21 protein-coding genes are annotated in these 21,130 nt (G+C 62.7%); 18 read left to right on the top strand and 3 right to left on the bottom strand.

What is annotated here, in order from left to right:
* The first annotated feature begins 2 nt into the window (after window positions 1-2).
* From cobW to ACVTFQ_RS09510, 4 genes are read left to right on the top strand one after another with little or no spacing between them, the layout of a single operon-like run.
* Window positions 3-1,052 carry a cobalamin biosynthesis protein CobW gene (cobW, locus tag ACVTFQ_RS09525; protein ID WP_111561967.1) on the top strand — a complete coding sequence of 350 codons (1,050 nt, stop codon included), beginning with the start codon at window positions 3-5 and terminating at the stop codon, window positions 1,050-1,052.
* 9 nt (window positions 1,053-1,061) lie between these two features.
* A complete protein-coding gene (gene cobN, locus ACVTFQ_RS09520) occupies window positions 1,062-5,204 on the top strand; it encodes a cobaltochelatase subunit CobN (protein ID WP_470423803.1) in 4,143 nt (1,380 codons plus the stop codon).
* A gap of 1 nt (window position 5,205) precedes the next feature.
* Window positions 5,206-5,850, top strand: a complete 645-nt coding sequence (gene cobO, locus ACVTFQ_RS09515; RefSeq protein WP_037178722.1) for a cob(I)yrinic acid a,c-diamide adenosyltransferase — start codon at window positions 5,206-5,208, stop codon at window positions 5,848-5,850.
* Window positions 5,850-6,275 (top strand): EamA family transporter, encoded by a 426-nt coding sequence (locus ACVTFQ_RS09510; protein WP_111561965.1) that lies wholly within the window; start codon window positions 5,850-5,852, stop codon window positions 6,273-6,275. The genes cobO and ACVTFQ_RS09510 overlap by 1 nt, the downstream gene beginning before the upstream one ends.
* A gap of 3 nt (window positions 6,276-6,278) precedes the next feature.
* On the opposite strand, the gene ACVTFQ_RS09505 is transcribed toward ACVTFQ_RS09510, so the two are convergent.
* Window positions 6,279-7,064, bottom strand: a complete 786-nt coding sequence (locus ACVTFQ_RS09505) for a TSUP family transporter (protein WP_111561964.1) — start codon at window positions 7,062-7,064, stop codon at window positions 6,279-6,281.
* Window positions 7,065-7,171: 107 nt separating this feature from the next.
* On the opposite strand from ACVTFQ_RS09505, the gene ACVTFQ_RS09500 reads away from it, so the two are divergent.
* The 14 genes from ACVTFQ_RS09500 to ACVTFQ_RS09435 all read left to right on the top strand — a co-directional run bounded on the left by ACVTFQ_RS09500 (window position 7,172) and on the right by ACVTFQ_RS09435 (window position 20,127).
* Window positions 7,172-7,591 carry a cobalamin biosynthesis protein gene (locus ACVTFQ_RS09500; protein WP_111561963.1) on the top strand — a complete coding sequence of 140 codons (420 nt, stop codon included), beginning with the start codon at window positions 7,172-7,174 and terminating at the stop codon, window positions 7,589-7,591.
* A 90-nt stretch (window positions 7,592-7,681) separates the two neighbouring features.
* Entirely contained in the window at window positions 7,682-8,632 is a 951-nt protein-coding gene (locus ACVTFQ_RS09495) for a nucleoside hydrolase (protein ID WP_111561962.1), read from the top strand.
* A 177-nt stretch (window positions 8,633-8,809) separates the two neighbouring features.
* Window positions 8,810-9,652: a uroporphyrinogen-III C-methyltransferase gene (gene cobA / locus ACVTFQ_RS09490; RefSeq protein ID WP_111561961.1), complete on the top strand. Its 843-nt coding sequence runs from the start codon at window positions 8,810-8,812 to the stop codon at window positions 9,650-9,652.
* Complete coding sequence (locus ACVTFQ_RS09485) at window positions 9,649-10,989, top strand: cobyrinate a,c-diamide synthase (RefSeq protein WP_111561960.1); 1,341 nt, start codon at window positions 9,649-9,651, stop codon at window positions 10,987-10,989. The genes cobA and ACVTFQ_RS09485 overlap by 4 nt, the downstream gene beginning before the upstream one ends.
* Window positions 10,986-11,987 carry a threonine-phosphate decarboxylase CobD gene (gene cobD, locus ACVTFQ_RS09480; RefSeq protein WP_111561959.1) on the top strand — a complete coding sequence of 334 codons (1,002 nt, stop codon included), beginning with the start codon at window positions 10,986-10,988 and terminating at the stop codon, window positions 11,985-11,987. Before ACVTFQ_RS09485 ends, cobD begins: the two co-directional genes overlap by 4 nt.
* On the top strand, window positions 11,984-12,964 hold the full coding sequence (cbiB, locus tag ACVTFQ_RS09475; RefSeq protein ID WP_111561958.1) for an adenosylcobinamide-phosphate synthase CbiB: 981 nt from the start codon (window positions 11,984-11,986) through the stop codon (window positions 12,962-12,964). Before cobD ends, cbiB begins: the two co-directional genes overlap by 4 nt.
* A gap of 108 nt (window positions 12,965-13,072) precedes the next feature.
* Window positions 13,073-13,501 carry a L,D-transpeptidase gene (locus ACVTFQ_RS09470; protein WP_111561957.1) on the top strand — a complete coding sequence of 143 codons (429 nt, stop codon included), beginning with the start codon at window positions 13,073-13,075 and terminating at the stop codon, window positions 13,499-13,501.
* A 162-nt stretch (window positions 13,502-13,663) separates the two neighbouring features.
* Window positions 13,664-13,942 carry an acyl carrier protein gene (locus tag ACVTFQ_RS09465; protein WP_018900650.1) on the top strand — a complete coding sequence of 93 codons (279 nt, stop codon included), beginning with the start codon at window positions 13,664-13,666 and terminating at the stop codon, window positions 13,940-13,942.
* Window positions 13,943-14,164: 222 nt separating this feature from the next.
* Window positions 14,165-14,647, top strand: coding sequence for a 3-hydroxyacyl-ACP dehydratase FabZ family protein (locus tag ACVTFQ_RS09460; protein ID WP_026283376.1), 483 nt, complete (start codon window positions 14,165-14,167; stop codon window positions 14,645-14,647).
* Window positions 14,644-15,840, top strand: coding sequence for a beta-ketoacyl-ACP synthase (locus ACVTFQ_RS09455; RefSeq protein WP_111561956.1), 1,197 nt, complete (start codon window positions 14,644-14,646; stop codon window positions 15,838-15,840). The genes ACVTFQ_RS09460 and ACVTFQ_RS09455 overlap by 4 nt, the downstream gene beginning before the upstream one ends.
* Before the next feature lie 11 nt (window positions 15,841-15,851).
* Window positions 15,852-17,138 (top strand): beta-ketoacyl-ACP synthase, encoded by a 1,287-nt coding sequence (locus tag ACVTFQ_RS09450; RefSeq protein WP_047505454.1) that lies wholly within the window; start codon window positions 15,852-15,854, stop codon window positions 17,136-17,138.
* Window positions 17,139-17,257: 119 nt separating this feature from the next.
* Window positions 17,258-18,286, top strand: coding sequence for a zinc-binding dehydrogenase (locus tag ACVTFQ_RS09445; protein ID WP_047505452.1), 1,029 nt, complete (start codon window positions 17,258-17,260; stop codon window positions 18,284-18,286).
* A gap of 4 nt (window positions 18,287-18,290) precedes the next feature.
* Window positions 18,291-19,223 carry a lipid A biosynthesis lauroyl acyltransferase gene (locus ACVTFQ_RS09440; RefSeq protein WP_111561955.1) on the top strand — a complete coding sequence of 311 codons (933 nt, stop codon included), beginning with the start codon at window positions 18,291-18,293 and terminating at the stop codon, window positions 19,221-19,223.
* A gap of 169 nt (window positions 19,224-19,392) precedes the next feature.
* Window positions 19,393-20,127: a PAS domain-containing protein gene (locus ACVTFQ_RS09435; RefSeq protein ID WP_181459236.1), complete on the top strand. Its 735-nt coding sequence runs from the start codon at window positions 19,393-19,395 to the stop codon at window positions 20,125-20,127.
* Here ACVTFQ_RS09435 and ACVTFQ_RS09430 read toward each other — a convergent pair whose 3' ends face one another.
* Window positions 20,128-20,481, bottom strand: coding sequence for a VOC family protein (locus ACVTFQ_RS09430; protein ID WP_111561953.1), 354 nt, complete (start codon window positions 20,479-20,481; stop codon window positions 20,128-20,130). It lies immediately after the preceding gene.
* Between the two features lie 9 nt (window positions 20,482-20,490).
* Window positions 20,491-20,889, bottom strand: coding sequence for an SRPBCC family protein (locus ACVTFQ_RS09425; protein ID WP_111561952.1), 399 nt, complete (start codon window positions 20,887-20,889; stop codon window positions 20,491-20,493).
* Between the last annotated feature and the right edge of the window lie 241 nt (window positions 20,890-21,130).

Below are 21,130 nucleotides of genomic sequence, written 5' to 3'. Positions count from 1 at the left end.
TGATGAACCAGCAGAAGATCCCCGCCACCGTCATCACCGGCTTCCTCGGCGCCGGCAAGACGACGATGATCCGCAACCTGTTGACCAATGCGGGCGGCAAGAAGATCGCGCTCATCATCAACGAGTTCGGCGATCTCGGCGTCGATGGCGAAGTGCTGAAGGGCTGCGGCGCGGAAAACTGCACCGAGGACGATATCATCGAGCTCACCAATGGCTGCATCTGCTGCACGGTGGCCGACGACTTCATCCCGACGATGAGCAAGCTCCTGGAGCGCGAGAACCGGCCGGATCATATCGTCATCGAAACCTCCGGCCTCGCCCTGCCACAGCCGCTGGTCGCCGCCTTCAACTGGCCCGACATCCGCACGCAGGTGACGGTCGATGGCGTGATCACCGTGGTCGACAGCGCCGCCGTGGCCGCCGGCCGCTTCGCCGACGATCACGACGCCGTCGACGCCCGCCGCGTCGAGGACGAGACGCTCGACCACGAGAGCCCGATCGAGGAACTCTTCGAGGACCAGCTGACCTGCGCCGACCTGATCGTGCTCAACAAGACCGACCTCATCGACGGCGCCGGCCTTGCCCGGGTGCGTGACGAGGTCGCTTCGCGCACGGCGCGCAAGCCCGCGATGATCGAGGCGAAGAACGGCGACGTGCCGGCAAGCGTGCTGCTCGGCCTTGGCATCGGCACCGAGGGAGATATCGGCAACCGCAAGTCCCATCACGAGCTTGAACATGAGGATGGTACGCCGCACGATCACGACGAGTTCGATAGCTTCGTGGTAGAGCTCGGACCGATCGCCGATCCGGCCGCCTTTGTCGAGAGCCTGAAGGGCATCATTGCCGAGCACGACGTTCTGCGCCTCAAGGGCTTCGTCGACGTTCCCGGCAAGCCGATGCGGCTGCAGTTGCAGGCCGTCGGAAGCCGTATCGACCACTATTTCGACCGTGCCTGGGCTGCCGGCGAGGCGCGCGGTACGCGGCTGGTGGTGATCGGGCTGCATGAGATGGATGAGAGCGCGGTGCGTCAGGCGATTTCGGCGCTCGCATAAGGCAAGACGATGCATCTGCTTCTAGCCCAGCAGGGAACGATCAGCGACGGCGAGGAGGCGATCGATCTCGGTCAGTCGCCCGGCGACATCCTGTTTCTCTCCGCTGCCGACACCGAACTGGCGGCGGTAGCAGCCGCGCATCGTCAGCGAGGTGGGGGACGGTCGCTGCGCATCGCCAGCCTGATGAGCCTCAAGCATCCGATGTCCGTCGATGCCTATGTCGAGCGCACGGCGAGGCATGCGAAGCTGATCATCGTCAGAGCGCTCGGCGGCGCCAGTTATTTTCATTATGCGCTGGAGGCGCTACATGCGGCGGCGGCGCGTCACGGGGCGCTGATCGCGGTGCTGCCGGGAGATTCGAAGCCGGATGCGGGTTTGACGCTGTTTTCGAATGTGCCGCTTGAGGATCTCAACGCGCTCTGGGCCTATCTGATCGAGGGGGGCGATGCGAATACGCATGCGTTTCTCGACTATGCCGAGGCGATGTTGTCGGGCGATGAGAAGCCGGAGGCGGCGGCGCCGTTGATGAAAGCCGGGATCTGGTGGCCGGGGCGGGGCGTTGTTGGGGTTGAGGAGTGGAAGTCTCACGTTGATCTCCTCTTCTCCCCAGCGGGGAGAAGATGCCCGGCAGGGCAGATGAGGGGGGCGAACGACGCAAGGAGTGAGCAGCAGTACGGCGATGGCATCACTTGTGGCGCCGCCCCCTCATCCGACCCTTCGGGCCACCTTCTCCCCGTGGGGGAGAAGGGAAGACCCACCATCGCCATCTCCTTCTACCGCGCCCTCGTGCAAAGCGGCGAAACTCGCCCGGTCGAGGCGCTGATCGAAGCGCTGATCGCCGAGGGGGTTCGGCCGCTGCCGGTCTTCGCCTATAGTCTCAAGGACCCCGTCTCCAAGGGCATCCTCGAAAGCGTCTTCGCGGCCACCAAGCCGGATGTCGTCATCAACACTACAGGTTTCGCGGTCTCGGCGCCCGGTGCGGAGCGGCAGCCGACGGTGCTGGAGGCCAGCGACGCCGTGGTGCTGCAGGCGATCTTTTCCGCTTCGTCGAGGGAGGCATGGGAAAGCTCTTCGCAAGGACTGTCGGCGCGCGATCTCGGCATGAACGTAGCGTTGCCCGAGGTCGATGGCCGGGTCCTTTCTCGCGCTGTCTCGTTCAAGTCGGCGGCGCGGTACGATGCGCTGGTCGAGGCCAATATCGTCGCCAGCGAACCGGATGCGGGGCGGATGCGCTACACCGCGCGGCTGGCCGCCCACTGGGCGCGGCTGCGGCATGCGAAGCCGGCCGAACGGCGGGTGGCGCTCGTGATGGCGAACTATCCGAACCGCGACGGCAGGCTCGGAAACGGAGTCGGGTTGGATACGCCCGCGGGTACGATCGAAGTGCTCCAGGCGATGCGCAAGGCCGGCTATCCGGTCGCTGACATCCCTGCCGATGGTGATGCGCTGATGCTCGAAATCATGGACGGGCCGACCAATTCCGGGCGTGATGGGAAGGTTGTCCGCGAGGCGCTTTCCGTGAGTCGTTACAGGGATTTCCTCGCAACTCTTCCGAAAAAGATTCAAGATGAGATCGGCGCGCGCTGGGGCGATCCGGCGGCTGATCCCTATGTCGTGGACGGCGCCTTTGCGCTGCCGTTCACGCGTTTCGGCGATGTGCTCGTCGGTATCCAGCCGGCGCGTGGCTACAATATCGATCCGAAGGAAAGTTATCACTCGCCTGATCTCGTGCCGCCGCACGGCTATCTGGCCTTCTATGCCTTTCTGCGCCAGGAATTCGACGCGCATGCGGTGATCCACATGGGCAAGCACGGTAATCTCGAATGGCTGCCGGGCAAGGCGCTGGCGCTGTCGGAGAGCTGTTACCCGGAAGCGATCCTCGGGCCGCTGCCGCATCTCTATCCATTCATCGTGAACGATCCCGGCGAGGGAACGCAGGCCAAGCGCCGCACCGCCGCCGTGATCATCGATCACCTGACGCCACCGTTGACACGGGCCGAGAGCTACGGGCCGCTGAAGGATCTGGAGGCGCTGGTCGATGAATATTACGAGGCCTCGGGCGGCGATCCGCGACGGATCCGGTTGCTCGGCAAGCAGATCCTTGAGTTGGTCGCCGATATCGGGCTCGATCAGGATGCGGGGATATCAAAGGGGGAGAGCGAGAGCGAGGCGCTGAAGAAGCTCGATGCCTATCTGTGTGATCTCAAGGAGATGCAGATCCGTGATGGGCTGCATGTGTTTGGGGTGTCGCCGGAAGGGCGGTTGCTGACGGATCTGACGGTGGCGCTGGCGCGGGTGCCGCGCGGGCTGGGTGAGGGCGGCGACCGGAGTTTGCAGCGGGCGATTGCTGGGGATGTTTTTGGCAGTGTCGGTGGCATGGCGGAGAGCTTGGTGGGTGGATTACCCCCCTCTGTCCTGCCGGACATCTCCCCCACAAGGGGGGAGATCGACTCGCGGCTTGCTCCCCAACTAAACGATGATGTTCGAGCGAGCGGGCAAGCCCAGCCAATCTCCCCACCTGTGGGGGAGATGCCCGGCAGGGCAGAGGGGGGTAACCCACCCACCAGAGCAACCTTCGACCCCCTCGACTGCGACATGGCTGCCGCATGGATCGGGCCACGCCCCGATATCCTCGTGGACGTCTCGTCCGACCCGTGGCGCACCCAGGGCGATACCGTCGAGCGTATTGAACTACTGGCCGCCAAGTTCGTGTCCGGCGAGACGCCATGCCCTGACGATTGGCACGCCACCCGCGCCGTCCTCGACGAGATCGAAACCCGCCTAAAGCCCGCCATCCTCGCCTGCGGCGATGCCGAGATCGAAGGCTTGCTGCGTGGCCTCGATGGCCGCTTCGTGCCGCCCGGTCCCTCGGGCGCGCCGACGCGCGGGCGGCCGGATGTTTTGCCGACGGGGCGGAATTTTTACTCCGTGGACAGCCGCGCGGTGCCGACGCCGGCGGCCTATGAACTCGGCAAGAAATCGGCTGAGCTTTTGGTGCGCCGCTATGTACAGGATCACGGCGAATGGCCGGTTTCCTTCGGGCTGACGGCCTGGGGCACGTCGAACATGCGCACCGGCGGCGACGATATCGCCCAGGCGCTGGCGCTGATCGGCGTCAAGCCGGTCTGGGACATGACATCGCGGCGGGTAACCGGCTACGAGATCATTCCGCAGGCTCTGCTGAGGCGACCGCGGGTGGATGTGACGCTGCGTATTTCGGGCTTCTTCCGCGATGCCTTTCCGGAGCAGATTGCGCTGTTCGACAAGGCGATCCGGGCCGTCGGGGCGCTGGATGAGGATGCGGAGGATAACCCGATTGCAGCACGCATGCGCGGAGAGGCGGCGCGGCTTGAAGAGGCTGGGCTTGATGCGGCGCAGGCGAAGAGGCGGGCGGGCTACCGGATTTTCGGGTCGAAGCCTGGGGCTTTCGGCGCCGGGCTGCAGGCGTTGATCGATGAGAAGGGCTGGGAGCGGCGCGCCGATCTGGCGGAGGCCTATCTGGTCTGGGGCAGCTATGCCTATGGCGCCGGTGAAGAGGGCCGGGCTGAGCGCGGCGTGTTCGAGGAGCGGCTGCGCTCCATCCAGGCTGTCGTGCAGAACCAGGACAATCGCGAGCACGACCTGCTCGACAGCGACGACTACTACCAGTTCGAAGGCGGCATGGCGGCGGCGGCGGAGACGCTCGGCGGCAACAGGCCGTCGATCTATCACAATGATCACTCCATGCCGGAGAAGCCGGTGATCCGCTCGTTGGAAGAGGAGATCGCCCGCGTGGTGCGCGGCCGCGTCGTCAATCCGAAGTGGATCGACGGCGTCATGCGCCATGGCTACAAGGGCGCCTTCGAGATTGCCGCGACCGTCGATTATCTCTTCGCCTTCGCGGCGACGACAGGCGCTGTCGGCAACCATCATTTCGAAGCGGTCTACCAGGCCTTCGTCGCCGATCAGCGCGTGCGCGATTTCATGATCGAGAAGAACTCGCACGCTTACGACGAGATGAGAGAGCGGCTGCTGGAGGCGATCGAGCGGCGGCTCTGGACGCCGCGCAGCAATTCGGCGCAGTTCGATCTTGCTGCCACAGACCATACACACGACAGATCAGGCGGTGCCCACACCGCCGACCGATTGAAGATTGCATCCGGGGAAGTTTGATATGACTGAGGAAACCACCGAGACCACGACGGAGGCCACTGGCCACGACGACGCGCGTCACAGCGAGAAGATGGCCAAGAAGAAGGCCGCGCGTGACAAGATCATGGCGACGAAGACGGGCGAGAAGGGCCTGATCATCGTCCACACGGGCAAGGGTAAGGGCAAGTCGTCTTCGGCCTTCGGGATGATTTTCCGCCACATCGCGCATGGCAAGCCGTCCGCTGTCGTGCAGTTCATCAAGGGTGCGATGTGGACGGGCGAGCGCGACCTGATCGAGAAGCATTTCTCCGATGTCTGCCAGTTCCACACAATGGGCGAGGGCTTTACCTGGGAAACGCAGGACCGTGCCCGCGATGTGGCGGCAGCCGGCGCTGCCTGGGAGAAGGCCAAGGAGTTGATCCGCGACGAGCGCAATTCCATGGTGTTGCTCGATGAGATCAACATCGCGCTGCGCTACGACTACATCGATATCAACGAGGTCGTGGAGTTCCTGAAGACGGAAAAGCCCTATATGACTCACGTCGTTCTCACAGGGCGCAATGCCAAGGATGAGCTGATCGAGATTGCCGATCTGGTGACGGAGATGGAACTGATCAAGCATCCGTTCCGCTCGGGTATCAAGGGGCAGGCAGGCGTGGAGTTCTGATGACGCAGAGTTGGGTTTTCTGGGCGGTCTTGTCCGCCTCTTTCGCGGCGCTGACGGCGATCTTCGCCAAGATCGGCGTGGCCGGTGTCAATTCCGATTTCGCGACGCTGATCCGCACGGTGGTGATCCTGATCATCATCAGCGCCATCGTGCTGGCGAGTGGGCAGTGGCAGCCCTTCTCCAGCATCTCGTCGAAGACATGGCTGTTTCTCTGCCTTTCAGGCGCTGCGACGGGCGCGTCTTGGCTTGCCTATTTCCGTGCCTTGAAGATCGGCGATGCCGCACGCGTCGCGCCGATCGATAAGCTGTCGATCGTGCTCGTCGCCATCTTCGGCGTCGTCTTCCTCGGCGAGAAGCTGAACATGATGAACTGGCTCGGCGTCAGTCTGATCGCCGGCGGAGCGCTGCTTCTCGCGCTGTTTTGAGGTTCAGAGCCCCAGCCAGACGCGCAGCGGATTGGCTGGGTCGGACAAGAGCTTGATCGTAAACGCGATGCAGACGACGACGAGCAGTGGCTTGATCAGCTTCGCGCCGATGCGCATGGCAAGCCGCGAGCCGAGCTGGGCACCGAGAAACTGGCAGACGCCCATCATCAGGCCGAGTTTCCAGAGCGTTGCGCCGAAGGAGGCGAAAACGATGAGGGCGCCGAGGTTCGAGCCGAAGTTCAAAAGCTTGGTGTGGGCGGTGGCCTTCAGCATGCCGAAACCGGCCAGTGAAACGAAGCCGAGCATGAAGAACGAGCCGGTACCGGGGCCGAACACGCCATCGTAGAAGCCGATGAGAGGCACGAGTGTCAGGCCGAAGACGAAGGGCGTCACGCGGCGGTGCTTGTCGACATCGTCGAGATTGGGCTTCAGCGCGAAATAGAGCGCGATGACCACGAGCAGCACCGGCATGACGGCGCGGAGCACGTCGCCGGGCACGATGGTCGCCAGCGCCGCGCCAAGCGAGCCGCCCATGACCGCCATCAGCGCCATCGGCAGCTGTTCACGCAGATTGACGTGTCCCTTGCGCGCATAGGCGATCGTCGCCGATCCGGCGCCGAACAGGGATTGCACCTTGTTGGTGCCCAGTGTCTGCAGCGGCGGAATGCCCGCGATCAGCATTGCCGGAACGGTGATGAGACCGCCGCCGCCAGCGATGGCATCGACGAAACCGGCAAAGAAAGCAGCGGCGGCAAGGAGGAGGATGAGGTGAGGGGCAAGGTCGTACAATGGAGGAACCTGTGGGACTGCGAATGCACTGTGTTGGCGCGCTTGTTGCATTTACCGGCTAGGGCTGCAATGGCTTGCGAGATACAGGCAACCGGCTTTTCCATCGCATGACCGCACTCTCCTTCGATACCACCCGCCGCTACGTGCTCGGTCTCGGCTGCGAGCGCGCGACGTCGCCTGAAGAGGTCATGTCGCTCGTGTTTTCGGCTCTGGAGATGGCGGGTATCGAGCCCGGTCAGGTGGCCGGGCTGGCTTCGATCGATTCCCGTCGCGACGAGCCGGCGATGGCGGTGGTTGCCGCGCGCCTTGCGGTTCCCTCGGTGTTCTTCGACGCCGAAACGCTGGAGAGGGAGACACCGAGGATCAAGAACCCTTCCGATGTCGTCTTCGCGCGGGTGGGCTGTCATGGGGTTGCGGAATCCGCAGCATTGGCTGCTATCGGGCCCGATGCCGAGCTTGTGCTGCCGAAAATCAAATCGGCGCATGCGACGGCCGCGATCGCACGCGCCCTGTTGCGGAAAGAATAGCGCTCGCTATGGTGACCGCCGATGCCGCCGCAGCGGTTCTGTCGCGCGGCTGCCAAATACATGACATGAAAACATGCAAGAGGGACGATTATGCATAAGGTGATTTACGATACGGATCCGGGTGTTGACGATGCGATGGCGCTGCTTTTCCTGCACCGTCATGCCGACATCGATCTGATCGGCATCACGACCGTGTTCGGCAACGCCTCGATCGAGACGACGACGCGCAATGCGCTGTTCCTCAAGCGCGAATGGAACATCCCGGCACCCGTCGCCAAGGGCGCCAGCGTCACGATCGATCCGTCGCGCAAGGAAGGCGCCTGGCCGACCTTCGTGCATGGCGATGACGGGCTCGGCAACATCAACGTGCCCGAAGTCGTCGACGTGCCGCTCGATCCGCGCCCGGCCTACAAGTTCATCATCGACACCGTGCGCGCCAATCCTGGCGAGGTTACGCTGGTGGCCGTCGGGCGGATGACCAACCTTGCTCTGGCGTTGAAAGAAGACCCAGAGATTGCCGGCCTTGTGAAGCAGGTCGTCATCATGGGCGGCAATTTCTATGTGCCTGGCAACGTGACGCCTGTCGCGGAAGCCAATATCCATGGCGACCCAGAGGCCGCCGATATCGTGCTCACCGCGCCCTGGCAGGTTGTCGTCATCGGTCTCGATGTCACCGCGATCACCACGATGAGCCGCGGTTATCTCGGCGAGATGGCTGCCAAGGGCGACAAGGCCGTGCAACTGCTCGACAAGCTCTCGCAGTTCTACATCGATTTCTACAAGCATGCCGTCGAGGACGGGATGATGGTGCATGACAGCTGCGCCTGCGTCTATGTCGTAGCGCCGGAGCTGTTCACCACGATCTCGGGGGCCATGCGCGTCGTGTGCGGCGGTATCGCCGATGGCCAGACGATCATCAAGCAGGACGGTCGTCGTTTCCCGCCGGGCGATTGGGACGGGCTGCCGAGCCAGATCGCCTGCACCGGTATTCAGTCGCAAGAGGTCATCGACCTGATCCGCGACACGTTGCTCAACGCTTAGTCGGCAATCGTAACCGGTATTTCGGCGCAAGCGCATTGGCGAATCCATTCAGCCGCTTGCGCCGATATCCTCATATTTTGAGTCCGCTTTGGGGGCCGCAATCGGCGTAATCGTGATAGGCATCTTCGCCGCGTTTGCGGCGTTGACGTCGTGGTCCGCCGGGCATAGATCATCGTCATGATCGAAACGGTACTTTCTCACCTCCCGGCGATGGATCCCGGCAGTGTCTGGCTCGTGGGCGCGGGGCCCGGCGATCCGGGTCTTTTGACGTTGCTTGCCGTCAAGGGGCTGATGGAAGCCGATGTCATCGTGCATGATGCGTTGGTCGATGCCGAATGCTTGAAGCTGGCGCGGCCCGGCGCCGTTCTCGAATATGCGGGAAAGCGCGGCGGCAAGCCGTCCGCCAAGCAGCGCGACATTTCGCTTCGCCTCGTCGAGCTCGCGCAGGCGGGAAATCGCGTTCTCCGGCTGAAGGGTGGCGATCCGTTCGTCTTCGGGCGTGGCGGCGAAGAGGCGCTGACACTGGTCGAATATAACGTTCCGTTTCGCATCGTGCCGGGGATATCGGCGGGGATCGGCGGGCTCGCCTATGCGGGCATCCCCGTGACCCACCGCGACATCAATCATGCGGTGACGTTTTTGACCGGCCACAATTCATCGGGGCTGGTGCCGGACGCGATAAACTGGGATGCTATAGGCAAGGGCTCGCCCGTCATCGTCATGTATATGGCGATGAAGCATATTGCCGAGATCAGTGCCAACCTGATTGCCGCGGGGCGCTCGCGCGATGAGCCTGTCGCCTTCGTCTGTAACGCGTCGACGAGCGCGCAGCAGGTGCTGGAAACAACGCTCGGCGAGGCACCGGCCGCGGCGCTGACGTCAGGTATCGAGCCGCCGGCGATCGTGGTGGTCGGCGAGGTGGTGCGGTTGCGTGGTTCTCTCGATTGGCTGGGTGCGCTGGCCGGACGACGGTTGCATCCCGATCCGTTCCGGAGGTCCGGCAGTAAGGAGACGGAATGAGTGGTCTGTTGATTGCAGCCCCGTCCTCCGGGTCGGGAAAGACGACGGTGACGCTTGGGCTCCTCCGGGCGCTTCGCAAGCGCGGGGTGGAGGTCGCGCCTGGTAAGGCGGGGCCTGATTATATCGATCCTGCCTTTCATGCCGCGGCGAGCGGTGTCGCCTGCCTCAATTTCGATCCCTGGGCGATGCGCCCCGAGCTGATCGCCGCCAACGCGACGCTGCATCGCTCCGGCGATCGGCTGCTTGTCATCGAGGCGATGATGGGCCTCTTCGACGGCGCGGCCGACGGCAAGGGGACGGCGGCGGATCTGGCGGCGATGCTGGGGCTCTCCGTCGTGCTGGTGGTCGATGCGTCGCACATGTCGCAGTCCGTCGCGGCGCTTGTGGCAGGCTTTGCCGGGTTCCGCGCCGATGTGCGGATCGCCGGCGTCATCCTCAATAAGGTGGGTGGCGATCGGCATGAGATGATGCTGCGCCAGGCGCTCGAAGCGAGCCGCATGCCTGTGATCGCCGTCGTGCGACGCGACGCCGAGATCGCGCTGCCGGAGCGGCATCTCGGTCTGGTGCAGGCCGGCGAGCATGAGGCGCTGGAGAAATTCGTCGAGCATGCGGCGCAGGCGGTCTCTCAGAACTGCAATTTCGACTTTCTTATGCGTGTCGCAAGGCAAGGGTTCGCACGGCCCTCGACCGCCAATATCGACCGTTTGCCACCGCTCGGCAGCCGGATCGCCGTGGCGCGCGATATCGCCTTTGCCTTCTGCTACGAGCACATGCTGCTCGGCTGGCGGCGTCGCGGCGCCGATATCTCGTTTTTCTCGCCGCTCGCCGACGAGCCGCCGGAGCGCACGGCCGATGCCATCTATCTCCCCGGCGGTTACCCGGAACTGCATGCCGGACGCATCGCCGCCGCCTCGACCTTCCGCGAGAGCATGCGCCAGGCGGCCGAAGGCGGAGTGCGGATCTATGGGGAGTGCGGCGGCTATATGGTGATGGGCGACGGGCTGGTGGATGCCAGCGGCGAGCGCCACGAGATGCTCGGGCTGTTGCCGCTGGTTACCAGCTATGAGGAACGCAGGCGCCATCTCGGCTATCGGCGGGTCTACCCCATCAATGGCTCGTTCTTCACGCAGCCGATGACGGCACACGAGTTTCACTATTCGTCGGTGGTTTCGGAAGGCGAGGCGGATCGGCTTTTCAAGGTGACCGACGCATTGAACAACGATCTCGGCGCGGCCGGCCTGCAGCGCTGGCAGGTGGCCGGATCCTACATGCATCTCATCGATGTGGCGGCGCAGGTGAGCGGACCGACGGGCAGCGCGGGCGGACCGGCACGATGAATGCGCCGATCATCCATGGCGGCGGCATAACGGCCGCCGCAGCACTTTATGGCGGCAAGCCCGAGGATTGGCTCGACCTTTCCACCGGTATCAGCCCGTTTCCGGCCGTCCTGCCTGATATCCCCATGCGCGCCTGGCACCGGCTACCGGATCAGCATCTCGCCCACGAGGCGCGCGAGGCGGCGCGGGATTATTACGGGAGCGGCGTCAGCCTGCCGTTGCCGGTGCCCGGCACCCAATCGGTCATTCAGCTTCTGCCGCGTTTGATTGCGGCGGGCGGGCACGTCGCCATTCTCGGGCCGACTTACGGCGAATATGAGCGGGCCTTCGTGATGGCCGGAGCGGCTGTCGATCGGCTTGATGGGATCGACGAGGTCGGCGACAATCACGCGCTTGTGGTCATCGTCAATCCGAACAATCCCGATGGCCGGATCTACCAGCCCGAGTTGCTCCTCAATCTTGCGCGTCGGTTGGCAGCGCGGGGAGGGCTTCTCGTGGTCGATGAAGCGTTCGGCGATACGGTTGGCGAGGCCAGCGTCGCTGGCCATGTCACGGATTACGCCAATCTCATCGTCTTTCGCTCCTTCGGCAAGTTCTTCGGTCTTGCCGGGCTGCGGCTTGGTTTCGTCATTGCGGCGCGGGAGCTTCTCGATCGGTTCGAGAGCCTGCTCGGTCCCTGGGCCGTCTCCGGGCCGGCGCTGTCGATCGCCGCTTCCCTGCTGCGCACCGACACCGAGCCGCTGCGGCGCGCGATCGCTCAGCGGAGCGAGGCGATGCGCGAGGTTCTGACCAAAGGCGGGCTTCGCATTCGTGGCGGTACCGCGCTTTTCTCGCTGGTCGAAGACGAGGCCGCGGATGCGTTGCAGGCACATCTGTGCGTGCACCACATTCTGGTCCGCAAGTTCGATTATGCCCCTTCCTGGCTGCGCTTCGGTGTGACCGCGGATACCACTGGCGACCTCAGGCTCGCCGATGCCCTGATGAGCTTCAATCGATGATTTTTGAACTGAATCTTCTCGTGCTGGTGCTTGCTCTGATGCTCGACAGGATCGTTGGCGATCCGGATGTGCTGTGGGCGCGGCTGCCGCACCCGATCGTGCTCTTCGGCAAGGCGATCTCTCGGATGGACACTTTGTTCAACCGGACGGAACTGCCAAGCAAGAGCCGCCGTCGCAACGGCATGCTCGTCATCGCGGCCCTGCTACTGATCGCCATCGTCGCGGGTGTCGCGTTACATCTCTTCTTCGCGCTGTTCGGGCTCGCGGGCATCCTGCTCGAGGTTCTCTGCGTTACGGTGTTCCTGGCGCAGAAGAGCCTTGCCGATCATGTCGAGGCGGTTGCCACCGGTCTTCGGCAAGGTGGCCTCGATGGTGGGCGGAAGGCTGTGTCGATGATCGTCGGGCGCGATCCGGAAACGCTGGACGAACCGGCCGTTTGCCGGGCGGCGATCGAAAGCCTTGCGGAGAATTTCTCCGACGGCGTCGTGGCGCCGGCGCTGTGGTATCTGGTGTTCGGTCTGCCGGGGCTGCTGGCCTACAAGATGCTGAATACGGCGGATTCGATGATCGGCCACAAGTCGGAACGCTATGTCGATTTCGGCTGGGCGTCGGCGAGGCTGGATGATCTCGCGAACTGGCCGGCGGCGCGACTGTCGATCGCGCTGATCGCGGCGGGCGCCTGGCTGAGACGCGGCGGCGATGCCTGCCGCGAGGCGTTCAAGATCGCGATGCGCGACGGCGGCATGCATCGCTCGCCGAATTCTGGCCGCCCGGAAGCGGCGATGGCGGGTGCGCTCAACGTGCAGCTTGCGGGGCCGCGCGTCTATTCCGGTGTCGTGGTGATGGAGCCGATGATCAATGGCGGCGGACGAGAGACCGCTGTTATCGAGGATATCGAGAGCGCGGTCTCCGTCTTTTATGCCAGCTGCTCGGTTCTTGCCTTCGTTGCGCTAGTGATCTTCCTGTTTCTTCTGTAGATCAGCGCGATACTGTTATCATATTGATTACCATGCTCCTTAAGCGGATGTAACGTCTCCCGTCGTAGTCTTGTTCAACTGTATTCATGCAGAATGAACGAGGGGACGATGAGAACTATACTTGCAGGAGCTGCGGCAATCGCCTTGCTGCAGTTATCGGCCGTTGCTGCCGAGGCCTCGACCTTGATCGCGAAGATCAGCATCAGCTCGCAAACCATGACGGTGACTGAAAACGGCTTCGTCAAATATCGCTGGAAGGTTTCGACGGCGCGCTCGGGTTATAGGACGCCCGTCGGTTCGTGGAGCGCCAAGTGGCTGTCGCGTGACCACCGCTCGAAGAAGTATGACGATGCGCCGATGCCATACGCGGTGTTCTTCAATGGCGGCTATGCAGTGCATGCCACCTTTGATCTCAAGCGTCTCGGCCGCCCGGCATCGCACGGATGCATTCGCCTTCATCCCAATAATGCCGCGCAGTTTTTCGACATGACGCGGCAGGCAGGCTTGGCCAATACGCGGGTCGTCGTCACTAACTAGGCGAGGCGAAACGTCGCGGAAACGGGTGCTGGCTGCCTTTGCGTGCATGCTGTTTGAGCAACAGTGCCTGCGCAAATTGCGCCTCGGGCTGGACGAAAGCATTGGCTTTTGAAATGGATTTGCCTATGAGGGGGAAAACTATCATTTCCAAGAGGTACAGGCGTGACCGCTACATTCGATAAAGTTGCCGACATCATTGCAGAAACCAGCGAGATCGATCGTGATACGATCACGCCGGAAAGCCATACGATCGACGACCTCGGTATCGACAGCCTCGACTTCCTCGATATCGTTTTCGCCATCGACAAGGAATTCGGCATCAAGATCCCGCTCGAAAAGTGGACGCAGGAAGTCAACGAGGGCAAGGTTTCCACGTCGGAATACTTCGTGCTGAAGAACCTCTGCGCCAAGATCGACGAACTGCGCGCCGCCAAGGCCTGATCGATACGCACAATTTTTTTCTCCGCCCTGTCGCCATTCACCATGGCGGCCGGGCGGTTTTGTTACTAAGTAGGCCCACAGGGTCGCGGTTTGCGAAATCGGCTCCGATTTTCGCGAGGTTCGGTCCTGTCGATTAAAAAATGATAGAGCGTCCTTTGTGCGTCCAATCGGATGCACGGCGCTCTAGCCGACGGCATGTTGCCTGTGCGGCCGGAGGATCAGATGCTCCTGGAATACTTCCAGATGATCGATCGCGTCGAGGCGGTCGACCTTCAGACCAAGACACTCAAGGCACGCTCCGTCGTGCCGGCTAAGAGCCCGGTGTTCGAAGGTCATTTTCCCGGCATGCCCCTTGTCCCGGGCGTGCTTCTCATTGAAACCATGGCGCAGGCATCCGGCATGCTGGTGCTGGCGGCGACCGATTTCGCGGCCATGCCGTTCCTGATGTCGGTCGACGGTGCGAAGATGCGCACTTTCGTCGAGCCGGAGGCGGTCCTCGATATCGAGGCGTTTCTGGAGCACGACGGCTCGGGCTTCGCGGTCACCAAGGCCAAGATCACAAGCGGCGGCAAGAAGGTTTGCGACGCGCAGCTGAAGCTGCGCACCATGCCTTTCAGCGAAATTCCGCTTGGTGACATCGTCAAGAAACGCGCCAGTGAAATCGGCCTGATGGATGCAATCGCTGCGCAGGGAGTGAATGGATGAGCAAGGCTCAGAATGATGTCGTCATCACGGGCGTCGGTATCGTAACCTGTCAGGGCGTCGGCAAGGAGCCGCATATCGCGCTGCTTAACGCCGCCGAAGCACCGAAGACAGTTGTCGAGACCGAGAAGTTCAAGCCCTATCCGATCCATCCGCTGCCCGAAGTGGACTGGTCGCTGCAGATCGCCAAGCGCGGCGATCAGCGGCAGATGGAAAACTGGCAGCGCATCGGCGTGTTCGCGGCGGGCCTCGCGCTCGACGATGCCGGTCTCAAGGACAATGTCGAAGCCTGCGGCACGATGGACATGATCGTGGCGGCCGGCGGCGGCGAGCGCGACATCAATGTCGACACGCTGATCGTCGATGAAGGCCTGAAGCGCAACGACCGCGAAGTTCTCTTGAACGAGAAGCTCACGACCGAGCTTCGCCCGACGCTCTTCCTGGCGCAGCTCTCAAACCTGCTCGCCGGCAATATCTCGATCGTTCACAAGGTCACAGGCTCCTCGCGCACCTTCATGGGTGAGGAATCGGCCGGCATTTCCGCCGTCGAGACCGCGTTCTACCGCATCAAGTCGGGCGAATCCTCGCATGCGCTGGTTGGCGGCGCGTTTTCGGCCGAGCGTCTCGACATGGTTCTGCTGTTCGAGGCGATCGGCTCGCATTCGCGTGGCGACTGGCAGCCTTTGTGGTCGCGCAAGGATGGCGGCATCACCAGCGGTTCGCTCGGCGCGTTCCTGGTGCTCGAATCGCGGGCGCATGCCGAATCGCGCGGTGCCCATATCTATTCGACGATCTCGTCCATCGAGGGCGATCGCGGCAATCGCGGCGCCGGCAATCTCGAAAAGCGCCTTGAGCGGCTGCTCGAGCCGGCAAAGGGCCTGCCTGCCGAGAGCACGGCGATCTTCTCCGGTTCCTCCGGCATGCCCGAGCTCGCGTCGCGCGAGAAGGCGGTTCTGGAGCATCAGCTGCCGGGCGCTGCCATCCGCGGCTTCGGCGGCGTGACCGGCCATGGGCTGGAAGCGCACTTCACCCTCGGGCTGGCGCTGGCCGCCCTTGCCATCGACGGCGAGGCCAAGGTTCCGGCATTCGACGGCACCCATGAAAAATCCATGAGTTCAGGCACGAAGGCCGCTGTCGTCACGACGGTCGGGCATCAGCGTGGCGAAGGCGTCGCCGTTCTGTCGGCGGACGCGTGAGGAGCAGGCACATGACGGATCAAGCTTACAAGGATCATCTCGGCCGCCCGATCGTGGCTGTTACCGGCGTCGGCATCATGACCTCGCTGGGGCAGGGCCTTAAGGACAACTGGTCGGCGCTGATATCGGGCAAATCCGGTATCCACGACATCAACCGCTTTCCGACGGACGGTCTGTCGACGCGCATCGCCGGCACTGTCGATTTCATCGACGTTCCGGCACCGAACGCCGTCGAGCGCTCCTATGCCTTCGCGCGCGAGACGACGATCGAGGCACTGGCTGACGCCGATATATCAGGCGATTTCAACGGCCCGCTGTTTCTCGCCGCACCGCCGATCGAGCCGGAATGGATTGCCCGCTTCGAACTCGGCGATCGTTCGCCGCCGCCCTCGCAGCCGGGCGATGCCTACGACCGCTTCCTGACCGCGATGCGCCAGCGTCCCGATCCGGCTTTCCATGAGGCGGCGCTGTTCGGCGCCATCTCCGAGCGTCTTGCCGATCGTTTCGGTACGCGTGGTCTTCCGGTGACGTTGTCGACGGCCTGTGCTTCGGGCGCGACCGCGATCCAGCTCGGCATCGAGGCGATCCGCCAGGGGCGCACGAACCGCGCGCTTGCCGTTGCGACCGACGGCTCGGTGAGTGCCGAGGCGTTGATCCGCTTCTCGCTGCTCTCGGCCCTGTCGACGCAGAACGACAATCCGACCAAGGCTTCCAAGCCGTTCAGCAAGGACCGCGACGGTTTCGTCATCGCGGAAGGTGCCGCGACGCTGGTGCTGGAATCGCTGGAATCGGCGATTGCGCGCGGTGCGAAGGTACTTGGCATCATGAAGGGTGCCGGCGAGAAGGCCGACAGCTTCCATCGCACCCGGTCCTCGCCCGATGGCGGCCCGGCGATCGCGACGATCCGCGCGGCGCTTGCCGATGCCGGCATGGATGAAGGCGATATCGGCTACATCAACGCCCACGGCACCTCGACGCCTGAGAACGACAAGATGGAATATGGCTCGATGCTCGCTGTCTTTGGCGACCGCATGGCGTCCATTCCGCTGTCGTCGAACAAGTCGATGATCGGCCATACGCTGACGGCGGCGGGTGCCGTTGAAGCCGTGTTCTCGCTGCAGACGATGCGCACCGGCACGCTGCCGCCGACCATCAACTACACCAACCCGGATCCGGCGATCGTTCTCGACGTGGTGCCGAATGTGAAGCGGGACGCGCAGGTCAATGCCGTGCTTTCCAATTCCTTCGGCTTCGGCGGCCAGAACGCCAGCCTTGTCATGGCGCTGGAACCGGCTTAAGCGGTTTGCGACCATAAATTCCATTGTTGCGGCCGCGCCCGGCAAGGGCCTGCGGGACGCAACAGCAAACATAAACGCGCATCGGCCGTCTGGCTGGTGCGACCGCGAAGGATTTTGCCATGCGCGCTCTGCAACTGATCGACGACCGCAAGCTCGAGATCACCGATCTGCCTGAACCCGATGCGCCCGGCGCCGGCGAAGTGACGCTGCGCGTCAAGGCGGTCGCGCTCAACCATATCGACGTCTGGGGCTGGCGCGGCATGGCGTTTGCCAAGCGCAAGATGCCGCTCGTCATCGGTGCCGAGGCATCGGGTGTCGTCGAGGCGATCGGTCCCGGCGTGTCCAACGTGCTTCCGGGCCAGCTGGTCGCCGTCTATGGCGCGCGCACCTGCGGCCTCTGCCGTCCGTGCCGCGAGGGGCGCGACAATCTTTGCGAACACGTCTCCGGCGTTCACGGCTTCCACCTTGATGGCTTCGCACAGGAGAAGGTCAACCTTCCGGCGCGCCTGCTGGTGCCTGCACCTCCTGGCGTCGACGCTGTTGGTGCCGCCGTCGCACCGGTTACCTTCGGTACCGTCGAGCACATGCTGTTCGACAACGCCAAGCTGGAGCCGGGTGAAACGATCCTCGTGCATGCCGGCGGCTCCGGCATCGGCACGGCGGCGATCCAGCTTGCCAAGAAGATCGGCTGCACCGTCATCACGACAGTTGGCTCCGACGACAAGATCGAGAAGGCCAAGGCGCTCGGCGCCGATCACGTCATCAACTATCGCACGGACCGCTTCGAGGGCGTGGTGCGCAAGCTCACCAAGAAGAAGGGCGTCGACGTCGTCTTCGAACATGTGGGCAAGGATACCTGGGCGGGCTCGATGCTCTGCCTGAAGCGCGGCGGCCGTCTCGTCACCTGCGGCTCGACATCGGGCGTCTCCACCGACATGAACCTGATGATGCTGTTCCAGCAGCAGCTGAAGCTGCTCGGCTCGTTCGGCTGCCGCATGGAAAACATGGCCGACGCCATGCAGAAGATGGGCCGTGGCCTCGTGCACCCCGTCATCGACACCGAAGTCAGCTTCGACGATATCGACCGGGCGCTGGAGCGCATGGAATCGCGCCAGATCTTCGGCAAGATCATCCTGAAGATGGATTGATCCCTTGGAGCTGTTCATCACCCGGATCGTCCTGAAACTGGACCATTTTCGCCAGTGGCTGATCGCGCAGGTGATGTTCGGCTTCCTGAACTTCCTGAAGATTTTCCCGGCCGACGGGGCGATCAACTTCATCGACTGGCTGATGCGCAAGATCGGCCCGAAGATGAAGCGCCACAAGCTCATCCTCGCCAATCTCCGCAACGCCTTTCCCGAAAAGAGCGACGAGGAGATCAACCAGATCGCGCTTGGAAGCTGGGCCAATATGGGCCGGCTTGCGGCAGAGTACGTGTTTCTTGACCGGCTGTTCGATTTCGATCCCGAAAAGAGCGAGCCGGGCAGGGTGGAGGTGTCGGGCATCCCGATCTTCCTCGATCTCCTGGAAAATCCGCGTCCCTTCATCGTCTTTACCGGCCATACCGGCAATTTCGAGCTTTTGCCGGTCGCCGGTGCCGCCTTCGGGCTCTATGTCAGCGTCCTCTTCCGGCCGCCGAACAATCCCTACGTGGCGCAGAAAGTGTTCGACTTCCGCAGCGCCCGCATGGGCAAGCTGGTGCCGTCGCATGCCGGATCGTCGTTTGCGCTCGCCCGCCAGCTGGAAGCGGAGCAGGGGGTCGGTGTGCTTGTCGACCAGAAGTTCGGTCGCGGCCTGAAGACGGAATTCTTCGGCCTGCCGGTGAAGACCAATCCTCTGCTCGGAAAATTGGTGCGCCAGTTCAACTGCGAGGTCTACCCGGCCCGCTGCATCCGCCTCCCCGGCAATCGCTACCGGCTGGAAATCGAGCCGAAGGTGGAGCTGCCCCGGGATGAGAAGGGCAATCTCGATCTGACGGCTACGGCGCAGTTGCTGAACGACAAGGTTGAAAGCTGGGTGCGTGAATACCCGGAGCAGTGGCTCTGGTATCATGACCGATGGGAAATCAAGCGACAGATCATGTAGAGGGGAATCCCTCAAATCTTGTCATTGAAAAACAAGCCTTCTTCGTCATTGAACATGAAGTGGCGTCATGTTACCGATTTCTGACAGGAAGGATTATGAACGGTAAAGGTGCCGTCATGATCATTTACATCGAAGCAATTCCCTCACGGAAATCGGCATGGGAGGTGTCGTGCTCGGGCTTTTTCAGGCGTTCTCGTTGCGATGTTCGCAAATTGACGAGGCCATACGGGTCGGTGATGATGCGCGGGTGAGCAGTCTCGACAGCTCGATCGATGCGCTTATCGACACCATCCTCGGCTATCGCGCCACCAATCTGTTCTACGCGCACATGCAGATGCAGTTCGTCGGCTGCCTGATCGATCAGTATGCCGAAGACAGCGAATCCGTGCGTGAGCATGTGAAGCTGCTTTCCTACCTGATGGAGCAGTATCTCGGGTCGACCGTTCCGCGCTGGCAAATGCCGCCGCTGGAGCGCATGGACCGGGAGCGGGTGTCGGCGCCTGCCGCCTATGTGCCCAATACAGACAACGGCAATTTCCTGAACTCGGCCATCCTCGAATCCCTGCCGGATCGGGTCGCGGTCGTGACCAAGGACTATCGCTACCTCTACGCCAATGCCGCGAGTGCCGCCTACGCCAAGCGCAAGCCGTTCGAGATGGTCGGGCGGCATATCAAGGACGTGCTGGGCGAAGCGCGGTTCGTGGATTGCGTCAAAGAGATGCTCGACGCGTGTTTCGCGGGCGGAACATGCGATCAGATTTATGAACGGCGCGAGGAAAACGTCGTTCAGAAAACACGGTACCGCATGTCACCGCTGCGCGATTCGTCCGGCTATATCATCGGGGCGCTTATTGTCTCGCAGGATGCCGGATCGTCATCCTCGGCTGCCAATCTCGCCGCCTGATCAGGCCTTCGTCCACACCGCCAGTTCGTATCCATCGGCATCCGCGAAGTGAAAACGGCTGCCGCCCGGGAAGCCGAAGATCGGGCGCACGATCTTGCCACCCGCGCCTTCGACTGCTTCCAGCGCGGCCGGCAGGTCATTGGCATAGAGGATAACGAGCGGGCCGCCGGGGCGAGGTGCCTCGAGGTTAGTGAAGCCGCCCTTCAGGCGTCCATCGTCGAACTCGCAGTAGTTGGGGCCGTAGTCAGTGAAACGCCAGCCGAAAGCCTTGCCGTAGAACGCCTTGGAGCGCTCGATATCGGCGACGTTGAATTCGACATAGTCGATGCGAAGCTCGTTGTTCACTTGTGTCATCGGTGCTTCCTAGATTTCCATCAGCTTCTTCAGCGATTCAAGATCGCGCGCGACATGCGCCGCGTCGGCCTCGAATTGCTCGTCGGTCATATCCGGCAGGCGCAGCAATGTGAACATCACCTCGCAACCATCGCCGTTCGGGACGATCCTGAGCGCGTTATAGACGCGCAAGCCGTTCGCGATCGTGACGGTATGGTCGAGAACGCCGAATTCGTTGTGGGGAGCGAAGCTGACGCGCACCGTGCCGAGGACGCCCGTGGCGACCCAGTCATCTCCGCTTTTCTCCAGGCCTGAGGCGAGGCCCGATGCCCAGAGCGGCATGTTCTCGGGCGCACCGGCAAAAGCCCATACGTCTCGCCAGTTTCTCTGGATGGACCTGTGAATGATTCTCGCCGGCATTGTCGCCATCGCTTGCTCCTCCTTTATTTTCGTGGGCGGCTTAACGTCGCATATCTGCCGCGCATCGTTGCCGCTCGAATGCCGCCGACGCCAAAATAGCCGACAACCGAGCCTCGTTGGCAATATGGTTCACTTCGCGCCGCTCGCAATACGCGACCGATCCGGGGCGAATCGAACTTGCCGTATGAGCCAGAGAGTGCCACAACACCGGTCCAATTTGACTAAAGCGCCTCGCGATCTTTCAGATTCA

It is taken from the genome of Rhizobium sp. O111 (genome assembly GCF_055616315.1).
The sequence above is the reverse complement of the archived record's forward strand: the minus strand, read 5'-3'. Positions and strand labels throughout refer to the sequence as shown.

Excerpts from the sequence above, each read along its gene's own strand:
- cobW (WP_111561967.1), top strand. The coding sequence starts at position 3 with ATGAACCAGCAGAAGATCCCCGCCACCGTCATCACCGGCTTCCTCGGC.
- cobN (WP_470423803.1), top strand. The coding sequence starts at position 1,062 with ATGCATCTGCTTCTAGCCCAGCAGGGAACGATCAGCGACGGCGAGGAG.
- cobO (WP_037178722.1), top strand. The coding sequence starts at position 5,206 with ATGACTGAGGAAACCACCGAGACCACGACGGAGGCCACTGGCCACGAC.
- ACVTFQ_RS09510 (WP_111561965.1), top strand. The coding sequence starts at position 5,850 with ATGACGCAGAGTTGGGTTTTCTGGGCGGTCTTGTCCGCCTCTTTCGCG.
- ACVTFQ_RS09500 (WP_111561963.1), top strand. The coding sequence starts at position 7,172 with ATGACCGCACTCTCCTTCGATACCACCCGCCGCTACGTGCTCGGTCTC.
- ACVTFQ_RS09495 (WP_111561962.1), top strand. The coding sequence starts at position 7,682 with ATGCATAAGGTGATTTACGATACGGATCCGGGTGTTGACGATGCGATG.
- cobA (WP_111561961.1), top strand. The coding sequence starts at position 8,810 with ATGATCGAAACGGTACTTTCTCACCTCCCGGCGATGGATCCCGGCAGT.
- ACVTFQ_RS09485 (WP_111561960.1), top strand. The coding sequence starts at position 9,649 with ATGAGTGGTCTGTTGATTGCAGCCCCGTCCTCCGGGTCGGGAAAGACG.
- cobD (WP_111561959.1), top strand. The coding sequence starts at position 10,986 with ATGAATGCGCCGATCATCCATGGCGGCGGCATAACGGCCGCCGCAGCA.
- cbiB (WP_111561958.1), top strand. The coding sequence starts at position 11,984 with ATGATTTTTGAACTGAATCTTCTCGTGCTGGTGCTTGCTCTGATGCTC.
- ACVTFQ_RS09470 (WP_111561957.1), top strand. The coding sequence starts at position 13,073 with ATGAGAACTATACTTGCAGGAGCTGCGGCAATCGCCTTGCTGCAGTTA.
- ACVTFQ_RS09460 (WP_026283376.1), top strand. The coding sequence starts at position 14,165 with ATGCTCCTGGAATACTTCCAGATGATCGATCGCGTCGAGGCGGTCGAC.
- ACVTFQ_RS09455 (WP_111561956.1), top strand. The coding sequence starts at position 14,644 with ATGAGCAAGGCTCAGAATGATGTCGTCATCACGGGCGTCGGTATCGTA.
- ACVTFQ_RS09450 (WP_047505454.1), top strand. The coding sequence starts at position 15,852 with ATGACGGATCAAGCTTACAAGGATCATCTCGGCCGCCCGATCGTGGCT.
- ACVTFQ_RS09445 (WP_047505452.1), top strand. The coding sequence starts at position 17,258 with ATGCGCGCTCTGCAACTGATCGACGACCGCAAGCTCGAGATCACCGAT.
- ACVTFQ_RS09430 (WP_111561953.1), bottom strand. The coding sequence starts at position 20,481 with ATGACACAAGTGAACAACGAGCTTCGCATCGACTATGTCGAATTCAAC.
- ACVTFQ_RS09425 (WP_111561952.1), bottom strand. The coding sequence starts at position 20,889 with ATGGCGACAATGCCGGCGAGAATCATTCACAGGTCCATCCAGAGAAAC.